This is a genomic window from Candidatus Hydrogenedentota bacterium (genome assembly GCA_012730045.1).
GTDB lineage: Bacteria > Hydrogenedentota > Hydrogenedentia > Hydrogenedentales > CAITNO01 > JAAYBR01.
Map to the genome: position 1 here is coordinate 16969 of JAAYBR010000032.1, position 12838 is coordinate 29806.

Here is a 12838-nt window from a genome sequence, read left to right on the forward strand (position 1 = left end):
GGGGAGGCTTCTCCGGATGCTGGCCAGAATACAGTCTTGCGCCGTCGTGGGGATTGACGCGTACCCGCTGGCGGTGGAGGTGGACGCCGGGCCGGGCATGTTCCGGTTCAAGGTGGTGGGGCTGCCGGACGCGGCGGTGAAGGAGAGCGAGGACCGCGTGCTGGCGGCGATCCGCAATTCGGGGTTCCGCACGCCGACGGGGAACGTGGTGGTGAACCTGGCCCCGGCGGACATGCGCAAGCAGGGCAGCGCGCTGGACCTGCCCATCGCCCTGGGCATTCTCGCGGCGACGGGGCAGCTCAAGGGCGCGCGCCTGCGCAGCCACCTGATCGTGGGCGAGCTGGCGCTGGACGGGTCGGTGCGGCCCGTGGCGGGCGCGCTGGCCATGACGATCACGGCGCGGGACCTGGGGCTGGAGGGCATCCTGCTGCCGAGGCACAACGCGGGCGAGGCGGGGGTCACGGACAAGATACAGGTGCTGCCCGTGGGGTCGCTCCACGGGGCGCACGCCTTCCTCTCGGGCGCGGAGGAGATCGCCCCGCATGTGACGGACGTGGCGGCGGCCTTCTCGTCGGCCCACCGCGAGGTGCCGGACCTCAGCGACGTGAAGGGGCAGGGCGCCGTGAAGCGCGCGCTGACCGTGGCGGCGGCGGGGGGCCACAACCTGCTGATGGTGGGCCCGCCGGGCACGGGCAAGACCATGCTCGCGTCGCGCCTGCCGGGCATCCTGCCCGAGATGACCTTCGAGGAGTCCCTGGAAACCACGCGCATCTACAGCGTCATGCCGAGCATCGCGCGGCGCGACGCGCTGGTGGTCTCGCGGCCCTTCCGCAGCCCCCACCACACCTCGACCACCGTGTCCATCGCCGGCGGCGGCGGCGGGCCGACGGCCTGCCCCGGCGAGGTGAGCCTCGCGCACAACGGCGTGCTCTTCCTCGACGAGCTGCCGGAGTTCAACCGGGCCACGCTGGAGGTGCTGCGCCAGCCGCTGGAGGAGGGCCAGGTCCACATCCGCCGGGCGAACTACTCCGTCACCTACCCCAGCCGCTTCATGCTGGTGGTGGCCATGAACCCCTGCCCCTGCGGCTGCCGCACGGACCCGCGCAAGGTCTGCCGGTGCAGCCTGGGCGAGGTCCAGCGCTACATGGGCCGCGTGTCCGGGCCGCTCCTCGACCGCATTGACATCCATGTGGACGTGCCGCCCCTCTCGTTCGAGGAGCTGACGGACCACCGCGCCAGCGGCCCCACCAGCGCCGAGGTCCGCGCCCAGGTGCAGGAGGCCCGCGACCGCCAGCAGCACCGCCTCGGCGGACGGCACACCTGCAACGCCCACCTCGACACCCGCGCCATCCGCAAGCACTGCGCGACCACCGAGGGTGCCAAGGGCATGCTGGAAAGCGCCCTCAACCGACTCGGCCTCAGCGCCCGCGCCTACGACAAGATCCTCCGCGTCTCGCGCACCCTCGCCGACCTCGAGGGCGCCGACATCATCCGCGAGCACCACGTCGGCGAGGCCGTCCAGTACCGCAGCCTGGACCAGCAGCTCTTCGCCGGCGCGTAGGGCCGCCGGCGCCACGACGAGCCCCGGACCGCCGAGGGCGGGACACGTAGACGCGCCATCTTGGCGCGTTCTTCGGTTCAACGAAAACCCCAAGAACGCGCCAAGATGGCGCGTCGTTGCGGGCGGTCCCTTTCGGGTGCGGCGGGGGTTGTGGTAGGCTGGGGGGCGCGGCGGAAGGGTCCGCCGCACCCCGGAATCTTCATGCGCGAGCCCAGGCACACCCCCCATCCCCCGGAGACCGCGACAGACGCCCTGTACGCGGACGTGGTGTTCGCCCTGCCGCTGGACCAGACCTTCACCTATGCGGTGCCCGCGTCGCTGCGGGAGCGGGCGGCCCCCGGCATGCGGGCCCTGGCGCCCATGCGCGAGCGCATCGCCACGGGCTACATCACCGCCCTGAGCCCCCGAACGGACCTGGCCCCGGACAAGGTGCGGCGGCTGCTGGACCTGCCGGACGAGGAGCCGGTCTTTGACGCGGAGATGCTGGCGCTGTGCCGGTGGATGGCGGACTACTACTGCTGCTCGTGGGGCGAGGCGCTGCACTGCGCCGTGCCCGCGGGGCTGCGCTCCGGCGGGGCGAAGAAGGCCTACCGGCTGGTGACGGAGCGCGCGGGCGAGGGTCGGCTGTCGGAGCGGCAGGCGAAGATCGTGGCGGCGTTGTACGCCAAGGGCCCGCTGACGCGGGTGCAGCTCGCGCGGGCCGCGGGGGCGCAGGCCCTGAGCAACACGCTGATGGCGCTGGTGCGGCGCGGGCTGGTGGTCGAGGAGGAGGCGAGGGAGGAGGGCGGCGTCTCCATCATGACGGAGACCTGGGCGGTGCTGGTGGAGGAGGCGGTGCCGGACGCGGCGGCGCTGGAGGCGATGCAGCGGCGCGCGCCGAAGCAGGCGGGGGTCTACCTGGACCTGCTCCACGGCGCGCCGGAGCGCGCGGCCTCGGAGCTGTACGACAAGCACCGGGTGGACGCGGGGGTGCTGGCGGCGCTGGAGAAGAAGGGGCTCATCGGGCGGGTCCAGCGGGAAATCTACCGCGCGCCGGACATGAACGCGCCGCCGCACGCGGCGGAGAAGTTCCCCCTGAACCCGGAGCAGCGCCGGGCCTTTGAGGCCCTCTGCGCGGCGGGCGAGTCCCGGGAGTACCGCACCTTCCTCCTGCGCGGCATCACGGGCTCCGGCAAGACCGAGGTGTACCTCCAGGCCATCGAGCGGTTTCTGGAGCTGGGCCGCGACGCCATCATCCTCGTGCCGGAAATCTCGCTCACCCCGCAGACCGTGGGGCGCTTCTACGCGCGGTTCAGCCAGTCCATCGCCGTGCTGCACAGCGCCCTGAGCCAGGGCGAGCGCTACGACGAGTGGCGGCGCGCGCGGCGCGGCGAGGTGCGCATCGTCGTGGGCGCGCGGTCCGCCGTGTTCGCCCCCCTGCCCAACCTCGGCATCATCGTGGTGGACGAGGAGCACGACAGCTCGTACAAGCAGGGCGAGACGCCGCGTTACCACGCGCGGGACGTGGCGATCATGCGGGCGCGGAGGCTGGGGGCCGTGTGCGTGCTGGGGTCGGCCACGCCCTCCGTGGAGTCGCGGCACAACACGGACCTGGGCAAGTCGGAGCGGATCGAGCTGCTCACGCGCGCCACGCGCGGCGCCCTGCCCGAAGTCCGGCTGGTGAACATGCGGGAGGAGGCCGCCGAGTCTCCCGGCCAGGTGATCCTGTCGCAGGCGCTGGAGCGGGCGGTGACGGACCGCGTGGCCGCCGGGGAGCAGTGCATCCTGCTGCTGAACCGGCGGGGCTTCGCCCCCTACGTCCTCTGCCCGAAATGCGGGTGGGTGGCGGGCTGCGAGAACTGCCAGGTCAGCCTGACCTACCACAGCAGCGGCGGCGTGCTCCGGTGCCACTACTGCAACGCGGAGCAGCCCAAGCCCGGTGCCTGCGAGCGGTGCGGGTTCCGCGGGCTGGCCTATGTGGGCCTGGGCACGCAGAAGGCGGAGGACTACCTCCTGCGCGCGTTCCCGGGGGCGCGGGTCGCCCGGATGGACGCCGACACCACGGCGGGCCGGGGCGGCCACGCGAAAATCCTCGGGTGCTTCGCCGCCGGGGAGATTGACATCCTCATCGGCACGCAGATGCTCGCCAAGGGCCACGACTACCCCGGCGTGACGCTGGTGGGCGTGATCAACGCGGACAGCGGCCTCGCGCTGCCGGACTTCCGCGCCGCCGAGCAGACCTTCCAGCTCCTGACGCAGGTGGCGGGCCGCGCGGGGCGCGGCGACCGGCCGGGCACGGTGTACATCCAGACCTGGCATCCCCTGCACTACGCCGTCGCGGCGGCGGCGGGGCACGACTACGAGACCTTCTACGCGACGGAGCTGGAGCACCGGCGCAAGGCGGGCTACCCGCCCTTCCGCCGGCTGGCGCACTTCCTCATCGAGTCGGAGGATCCCGAGGTGGCCGAGCGCGAGGGGTTCCGCCTGCGCAACCTGGGCCAGGCGATCCTGCGGGAGGGGGACTTCCGGGGGATGGAGATTGTCGGTCCGGCCCCGGCGCTCATCCGGCGGGTGAACAAGAAATACCGCTGGAACCTCGCGCTCTTCTCCAAGAGCGCGGGGCGGATCAACGCCGCGGCCCGCCGCATGCGCGACGACTTCGCGCAGGGCCAAAACGCCAAGGTCAGCCTCAAGCTCGACCTCGACCCCTACGGGCTGTATTAGGGCAGGCAAAGAAGAACGGTGTCCGGCTCCGCGCGCCCTTCCACGCTGCCGCTGCGGTTTCGATGCCCGCCCCCAGGCTGTTTCGGGGAATGTCCCCGAAGGGGACAAATGTCAATAGCCGGAGGTGACCGAAGGGAACCTCCGGTGGGAGGGGGTTGATAGAAACCAACCCCGAAGGGGTTGAATGTGAACGGGCTCGCGGACCTGTCTGCCGCGAACACGCATTCAACCCCTTCGGGGTTGTGGATCCCGGGTGCCTGTCCGGAGGTTCCCTTCGGTCACCTCCGGCTATTGACATTCTTCCCCTCCGGGGAAGCAGAGTCCGAACACGCAAGAGCGGCACGGTCCACTTTGAAGTGCCCCAACGCTTCAGTCTACTCCACGCCGCGGCGGGCCTCCTGTTCGGGGGTGTTTTTGCCCGCGCGCAGGGGGGTCAGCCGGAAGCGGTATTCATAGGGCTTGCAGTCGAGGGTGTACTTGTCGAGGGGCTTCGCGCCCCAGCTGTCGTCGCCGCCCACGCCGGTCTGGCCCATGTCCACGTTGAAGGTCGTGAAGTCGCGGCAGGGCACGGAGCAGGAGTGCTCGTTGCCCTCGAGGTCCTCCTGGGCGAAGGGCCACGCGCTCACCTGGAGCAGCGGCATGCCGACGGCCAGCAGGCCGTTCCCCGCGTCGTCCGTGAGGGCGGCCCAGCGCACCTCCGTGCGGTTGCCCGTCTCCTGCGGCTCGACGTAGGGGTACCACGCCTCCGCCACGGGGAGCGTGTGCAGGCCGACGGCCGCGCCGGTGAGGCGGTCCCAGTAGTTCTCCTGGGGGCCGCGGCCGAACCACGCCAGGCGGCTGTACTGCGCGGGCAGGGCCATGCGCATGCCGAAGCGCTGCAGCTCGGGGGCCTTCTTCGACGGATCAAACGCGTTGTCCACCACCACGTCGCCGTTGCCGAAGACGGTGTAGCGCAGGGTCTGCGACGCGCCCGCCGCGCCGAGGGCCAGTTTCGCGGTGATCTCGACGGTGTTTCCCTTTTCGGCGGCGTCCACCTTGGACACCTTGCCCTCGCCCACGGGGTCCTTCCACATCTTCAGGCGGCGCGGGGCGTTGTTTCCGTTGTCGTTGTCCGTGGGGGCGCGCCAGAAATTCGGCGTGAGCGGGGCGGCCAGCAACTCCTTGCCGTCCACGGTCCACGAGGAAATCATGCCGGTCTTCTTGTCCACGGCCACGGCGAAGCCGTCGCCCGAGGCGGTGAACCGGCCGCCGCGCTTGTCCAGCTTCACGGCGGGCAGGTCCTTCGCGGCGAGCACGGGGGCCGGGGCCGCCGCGCAGGGCAGGGGCATCTGGTCCCACGCCACCTCAAATCCGGCCTCCGCCCAGGGCAGGTCCTTCGCCAGGGCGAAGGAGACCGTCAGGAAGGCCTCCTGTCCGGGACCGGGTGTGACGGGCGTGAACGGCACCGCAATCCCGGCCTCGCCCTTCGGCGGGATGACCGGCACGGGCAGTTCGCCGGACTGGACGGTCTTGCCGTCCACCTCGACCTTCCACGCGCCCTTCAGGAAGTCCGTGGCCACGAAGTCGTACTTGTTGACGATCTTCACTTCGCCCTTGGCGAGGTCCACGGGCACGACCTTGAGGAACTGGTAGACCTTCTTCACCTCCAGCGCCGAGGGGTGGAGCGTGCGGTCGGCGTGGACGATGCCGTTGCAGCAGAAATTGGCGTCGTTCGGCGTGTCGTTGTAGTCGCCGCCGTAGGCGTAGAACCAGTCCTCCTTCCAGCAGGCGGCGCGCTCCACCCGCGGCCCGCGCGGGTCGGCGAAGGGCTTCTTGATGCCCTGGTCCACGAAGTCCCAGATGCACCCGCCCATGAGGACCGGATGCGCCTCGATGGCGTCCCAGTAGTCCTGGAAATTTCCGACGCTGTTGCCCATGGCGTGGGCGTACTCGCAGAGGAAGAAGGGCTTCTTGTCGCCCTTCTCCACGTACTCCAGAAGCCCGGTGATCTTGGTGTACATCTCGCTGTGCACGTCGGTGTGCGTGTTGTCGCGCTCGTAGTGGACCGGCCGGCCCGGGTCCAGCTTCCGGATGAGCGCCGCCGACGCGGTGAAGTTGCAGCCGGGGCCGGCCTCGTTGCCCATGGACCACATGATCACGCTGGGGTGGTTCTTGTCGCGCTCGACCATGCGCCCGATGCGGTCGAGGTGCGTCTTCTCCCAGGCGGGCTGGTTGCCCAGCGAGATGTCCGGGTTGTAGCCCATGCCGTGGGACTCGATATTCGCCTCGTCAATGACGAACAGGCCGATGCGGTCGCACAGGTCGTACCACTCGGGACGGTTCGGGTAGTGCGACGTGCGCACGGTGTTCATGTTGAGCTGCTTCATCAGGCGGACGTCGCGCTCCATGCTCTCCACGGAGACCACGCGCCCCGCCTCGGGGTCGTGCTCGTGCCGGTTCACGCCCTTGATCTTCACCGGCACCCCGTTCACCAGGAAGACGCCGTCGCGCACCTCGACCCGGCGGAAGCCGTGGACGCAGGAATGCGCCTCGACGGTCTCCCCCGCCGCGTCCAGCAGCGTGAGCGTGACGGTGTACAGGCTGGGGGTTTCGGCCGACCACAGGGCCGGTGCGGACACCGCCGCCTCCGCCGTGGCCGCGGCCTCCTCCCCCGCCGCGGGCAGGGCCACGGGCAGGGTCAGGAACGGCGACGCGCCGACGGGGTTCCCGGCGGGGTCGTACAGGTTGACGGCGACGGACATCTTGCCGCCCGCCGTGCCCGACAGGTTGCGGACCTTGGCCGTAACCTTGACGTTCGCGGCGTCAAGCGCGTCGTTCAGGTCGCTGTGGACGTGGAAGTCGCGGATCTGGGACGCGGCGGTGGAATACAGGCACACAGGCCGGAAAATGCCGCTGAAGCGCCAGTAATCCTGGTCCTCCAGGTAGCTGCCGTCGCACCAGCGGTACACCTCGGCGGCCAGCGTGTTTTCGCCGGGCTTCAGGAAGGGGGTGATGCGGAACTCCGCCGGGGTCTTGCTCTCCTGGCTGTAGCCCACCTTCTCGCCGTTGACCCAGAGGTAAAACGCGCTGTACACGCCGCCGAACTGGATGAAGACCTCGCGTCCGGCCCATTCCGCGGGCACGGTGAAGGTGCGGCGGTAGGAGCCGACGGGGTTGTCGTCATGCGGGATATTGGGCGGATCCGCCGGGAAGGGGTACTTGATGTTCGAGTAAATGGGGGTGCCGTAGCCCTCCAGCTCCCACACGGACGGCACGGGGATTTCCTTCCAGCCGGACACGTCGAAATCCGGCTTGAAGAAGTCCAGGGGCCGGTCCGCGGGCTTGGGCACCCAGTTAAACTTCCACGCGCCGTCCAGCGACATGCGCCACGGCGACGCGTCGCGCGGCTGCGTGCGCGCCGACGCCTCGTCGGGGAAGGGCATCTTCGTGCAGGAGGGCGCCTCCTTGTTGATTCCCACGATGCCGGGGTTTTCCCAGTCCGGGGTTTCCGCGCGGGCGCATCCCTGCGCCAGCACCAGCCCGGCCACGCACACCAGCCCCGCGCCCGCGATCATCCACAGCATTCGTCCCGTATCCTTCTTCATGGTTGCGTTCCTTTGCGCCTAGCGCCAGATGATGTAGATGCCGACGGTGATGACGATGACGATCACGCCGAAGACCTTGACCATGGGGTCGGGCGTGAGGTCAATTTCCGACCGGGGCATGGTGACCTCCTTCGGGAGGGGCTCCCGCCGCGCGATGATCCCGATGATCAGCATGAGCAGCAGGAAGACGAGGGCCATGTGGTGAAGGAAGGTCACCGAGCAGAAGCGGTAGACCGCCCCGGCCACGCCCCCGGGCATCTGGAAGGTTCCGTCCGCGCCCGTGGACGCGGCCTTGATCAGCCAGCCGGGCACGCGGCAGCAGGCGTACATGGCGGGGCCGACGACCAGGGCGAACTTGGCGGCCTTGGCCGGGGCCTTCTTCCACACGAGCCCGCCGATGAAGGCGGCGACGATGCCGGGGGAGAAGAAGCCCCAGAACTCCTGGATGTAGTTGAAGACGCCCTCTCCCATCACATAGATCATGGGCGCCCACAGGCAGGCGATCAGGACGAAGCAGACCGTGGCCAGACGGCCCACCCGGACCATTTTCTCCGGCGCGGCGTCCTTCACGAGGTGCTTCTTGTAGAAGTCAATGGTGAAGATGGTCGCCGCCGAGTTCAGCCCCGAGTTGAAGGTGCTGATCACCGCGCCCGCCAGGGCCGCCAGCATGACCCCGCGCGCCCAGGACGGCAGGATCTGGCCGAGCATGTAGGGGTAGGCGCTGTCGCTGTGCTTGATCACGTCCCCGTAAAGGTCGTAGGCGATGATGCCGGGCATGACGATGATGAACGGGATGGTCAGCTTGAGCATGGCGCCGAACAGCACGCCCTTCTGGCCCTCCGCCAGGCTCTTCGCCGCCAGCGTGCGCTGCGTGATGAACTGGTTCAGGCCCCAGTAAAAGAGGTTGGGGATCCACAGCCCGCCGATGAACACCGCGATCCACGGCATCGCCGGATCGTTCCAAGGACGCACCACGTGCAGCTTGGCCACATGGGTGGACGTGAACTTCGCCCAGCCGGCCGTCACGCTGCCCCCGCCGAGCTCGCCCAGGCCGTAGTACAGCACGATGACCGCGCCGATCATCAGCGCGGAGCACTGGAGCAGGTCGGCCCACACCACCGAGCTGAGCCCGCCGTAAGTGGTGTAAATCCCGGCCAGAATCCCGATCACCCAGATGGAGAACACCAGCGCCCAGAACCGCGCCTGTTCAGGCTCCAGCCCCAGCCGGGCCTCGAACATTTCGGGGATGCCGAACACCGCATTAAGCGCGATGGCCCCGCTGTAGAGCACCGTGGCCAGCAGCACCACGACGTAGGCCACCATCATGTAGCTGGCCATGATGCCGCGCGTCCTGGCGTCGTAGCGGTACTCCAGAAACTCCGGCATGGTGTAAATGCCCGCGCTCAGGAAGCGGGGGAGCAGGAACCACGCCACCACGACCAGCGTGATGGCGGACATCCACTCGTAGCTGGCGATGGCCAGGCCCGTCTCCCCGAAGGCCTGCCCCGCCATGCCCACGAAGTGCTCCGTGCTGATGTTCGCCGCGATCAGGGAAAACCCGATGAGCGGCCACGTCAGCCTGCGCCCCGCGAGGAAGTAGTCCTCCGAGGACCTTCCCTTGCGCCCCGCGTACAGGGATATGCCCAGCACGGCAAGGACAAACGCCACGAATACGGCACCATCCACCCATGTCAACGCCATGACACTGTTCCTTCCGAAGTGTATTGCCCAGACCCTTGCCCGCACGGACCGCCGCCCGGCCGCGCGGAATACGGGATGCATGATACTCGAAAAGCGCCGGTTTTCACACCTTGACGGACGGCGGGTCCGTGCCCCCCTCCACCTCCCGCATTCAGTGTGCGGAGAGGGGCGGCGGTTGGGTATACTGGAGCGAGCCACCCAGAAACGGGTGAAACCTGAGGCTGACATGAGCATGCTGCGCGCGTTTTTCCTGACGCTGACACTCTCCGCCCTTGTCGCGGCCACCGCCGCGGGGCAGGCCCCCGCCCCGGCGCCCCCCGCGCAGGGGGCGCCGCTGCCCACGCCCGGGTCGGACGTGGTGGTGAACAACTGGCAGCTGGTGCAGGCGATCATGAAGCGCATCGCCGCCGCGCCGCCGCGCCCGAATTCCGTGGATGCGGCGCTGGACGTGCCCGCGCCGGACTACCCCTTTGAGGCCTTCCAGAACCTCCGGGCCAAGGACCTGCTGCGCGCGGCCACCGACGGGGCGGCCGAGGCCCGCAAAAACGGCTTCAACAGGCCCCCGGAGGAGGTGGAGCGCCAGGCCCGGGCCAACGTCGTCCTGGCGCTGGAGTATCTTCCCCTGCTGATCCGGGACAAGAAGGACGCGGGCATGGTGTCCGGCTATATCGGAACCTCGCAGAGCGACCCCGTGGTGCGCCGGTATCTCGTGGAGCAGTTCGCCCCGGACGCGCCGGCGGTCTCCCTCCTGGGCAGCACGCTGGACGACATGTACGACCGGTTCTCGCAGGAGTTCCAGCCGGCCCTGGAGGCGGTCGCCTCGCTGGCCACAGAGGAGCCGGACATCCAGACGCTGGCCATCCGCGTGCTCCATGACCGCCATTGGGGCGCCTACGCCGCCGCCTACGCCGCCGACCCGCTGGTGGCGGAGCGCTCCGCCGCCGCGGGCGCGCCGGAGCCGCCTTCCGTCCAGCTCGGCGACACGCCGCCCCCTGTGAAACCGGAGACCCTCTCCATCCTCCGCGACCAGGGCGCCATGATCCAGCGCTATGCCGAGTCCCTCGGCTCCCACATCGCCGCCGAGAGCATCCGCGATGAACGCGTGAAGGAGGAGACCCGCCGCACCCTCCAGCATTTTGCCGACAATGTGCTCCTGCCCGACCGCGACCGGGTTCTCCATCTGCTCAACCCCGCGGCGGCGCCCCCCCTGCCCGCCACCGGCGGCGACCTGCCCATCCCCCTGCCGGACATCCTGTCGGACGCGGCCGGGGAGGCCCCGTCCGCCCCTGCGGGTGTTCCCATGGTGGATCTCCCCCCCGGTTTGTAGGCCGTTTTCCCGGGTTTCTCCGGAAAGGACCCCATCGCATGACCAACCCAAACGGCGGTCTGTTTCCCGTTCGCACGGCGCTGTTGATGCTGTTGGGCGCCGCCATGCTGCTGGGCGCCAATCTCGGCGGCTACGGGGTGTGGGCACCCGACGAGCCCCGCTTCGCCCAGGTCGCCCGCGAGATGATGCTGCGGGGCAATTATCTGGTCCCGCAGGTCAACGGCGAAGACTATCTGGAAAAGCCCCCCCTGCTCTTCTGGGCCATCGCCGCGTTCTCGCAGCTCACCGGCGATGTCACCCCCCTCACGGCGCGGATTCCCTCGTGGCTGGGCGGTGTGATGACACTGGTCCTCACCTGGATGCTGGCGTGGCGCATGTTCGGGGCGCGGGTCGCGTTCTGGTCCGCCGCCATTCTGGCCACGGGCTACCGCTTCTGGTGGCAGACGCGCACGGGCCAGATTGACATGCTCCTCACCGCCTGCACCACCCTGGCCCTCTACCACCTCTGGCAGTGGGACCAGGACCGCAAGTTCTTCCGCCTGCCCGTCATCTACGGCGCCGTGGCCGCCGGGATGCTGGCCAAAGGGCCGCCCGCCGCCATCTTCCCCCTGATGCTGATCCTCTCGCTCTACTGGCGCGACAAGGACTCCCGGAAGGCCGTCCACTGGGTCGCCGGACTGGCGGGGGCCCTGCTGATCGTCATGCTCTGGTACATCCCCGCGCGGCTGGCCATCGCCGGAGGCGGCGAGACCACCGTGGCCGAGGGCATCGGCGGCAACCTCTTCCGCAACACCATCGGCCGCGCCGTCATGGGCGTGAGCAAGGCGCAGTGGCCCTGGTACTACGTCGTCAGCCTGCCCTCGGACTGGCTGCCCTGGACGCTTTTCCTCCCGTGGGTGGCCTGGCGCACCTGGAAGAACCGCCACGCCGACCGCATGCGCCATTTCCTCTGGTGCTGGACCCTTCCCGCCTTCCTGCTCTTCTCCGCCGCCGTGGGCAAGCGCGCCATCTACATCCTGCCGCTGTATCCTGCCCTGGCCATCCTGACCGCCCTCGCCGTGCTGGAACTGATGGACAGCGACCGGGTGACGTGGCGGAAGCGCACCGGGCTGGTGTGGGCCGCCGCCCTGCTGCTGATCGGCCTCGCCCCGCACGCGCTCCTGCTCACCGAGCATGCGGACAAGTACACCCCCGGCGCGTTTGTGGTCTCCGTGGCGGCGCTGGCGGCCGCCGCCGCCACCCTCGCCTGCGTTCGCCGCAACGAGTGCCGAAACCTGCACGTCTCCGTCGCGGGGTCCGCCGCGCTGCTGTTCACCGGCGCGGCCTTCGTCGTGTTCCCCGCCCTCGACCCCTACAAGTCGGCCGAACGCGTCTGCGCCCCCGTGCGAACCCTCTCCGAACTGGGCCAGGACTACGACCTTTTCTGCGTGGGTTTCTCGCGGGAAGAGTATGTCTTTTACAGCGAGAAGTTCCACGAGTCCGTGCTGACGGACCTGGTCGGGAGGGCCTCCATTCCGCCGGACAGGCTGATGCAGGCTGCGCGGCTGCAGCTTCATGCGAAGGACGCCATCGAGGAGGCCGTGGAGGACATCCCCATCGCCGACCTGGCCTCCCCCACGCCGGAGGAGCGGGCCGCCCTCCTGAAAGCCCTTCACACCACCCTTGAGGAGGAGGAGGAGCGCATCGTCGGCGCGCTGCATTTCGAGGAGGACCTGCGCGCCGAACTCGGCGCGTTCGCGCGGCGGCTCGACTCGGCAAGGCCGGCCTTTCTGTTCGTGCAGGCGGAGGACTGGCGCTGGGTGGTTCCCTTCCTGCCTGAAACCCTGAAACTGCACGGGCTGGTCCAACGGGAGGTCGGGCGGCGGGACGCCCTCCTGCTCGCCAACGACGCGGGAAAGGCCCTGCTGGACCGGTTCGGTGTGGCATATTAGGCCCCGGGCGGGGCAGAAACAACACAATCTG

6 protein-coding genes are annotated in these 12838 nt (G+C 69.4%); 4 read left to right on the forward strand and 2 right to left on the reverse strand.

Translation table 11 applies throughout. The annotated features are described in order from the left end of the window. Nucleotides 1–16 precede the first annotated feature (16 nt). Entirely contained in the window at nt 17–1561 is a 1545-nt protein-coding gene (locus GXY15_03350; protein ID NLV40250.1) for a YifB family Mg chelatase-like AAA ATPase, read from the forward strand. A 201-nt stretch (nt 1562–1762) separates the two neighbouring features. Beyond that, nucleotides 1763–4264: a primosomal protein N' gene (gene priA, locus GXY15_03355; GenBank protein NLV40251.1), complete on the forward strand. Its 2502-nt coding sequence runs from the start codon at nt 1763–1765 to the stop codon at nt 4262–4264. Nucleotides 4265–4638: 374 nt separating this feature from the next. Here the strand turns inward: priA and GXY15_03360 are convergent, their stop codons facing one another. Together GXY15_03360 and GXY15_03365 are read right to left on the reverse strand one after the other, a co-directional pair. Then, nucleotides 4639–7848, reverse strand: a complete 3210-nt coding sequence (locus GXY15_03360; protein ID NLV40252.1) for a DUF4981 domain-containing protein — start codon at nt 7846–7848, stop codon at nt 4639–4641. Nucleotides 7849–7866: 18 nt separating this feature from the next. Further along, nucleotides 7867–9549, reverse strand: coding sequence for a solute:sodium symporter family transporter (locus GXY15_03365; GenBank protein ID NLV40253.1), 1683 nt, complete (start codon nt 9547–9549; stop codon nt 7867–7869). A 226-nt stretch (nt 9550–9775) separates the two neighbouring features. Between GXY15_03365 and GXY15_03370 the strand changes: the two genes are divergently transcribed. Both GXY15_03370 and GXY15_03375 read left to right on the forward strand, forming a co-directional pair. Further along, nucleotides 9776–10876, forward strand: a complete 1101-nt coding sequence (locus tag GXY15_03370; protein NLV40254.1) for a hypothetical protein — start codon at nt 9776–9778, stop codon at nt 10874–10876. Between the two features lie 38 nt (nt 10877–10914). Then, complete coding sequence (locus tag GXY15_03375) at nt 10915–12807, forward strand: glycosyltransferase family 39 protein (GenBank protein ID NLV40255.1); 1893 nt, start codon at nt 10915–10917, stop codon at nt 12805–12807. Nucleotides 12808–12838 lie beyond the last annotated feature (31 nt).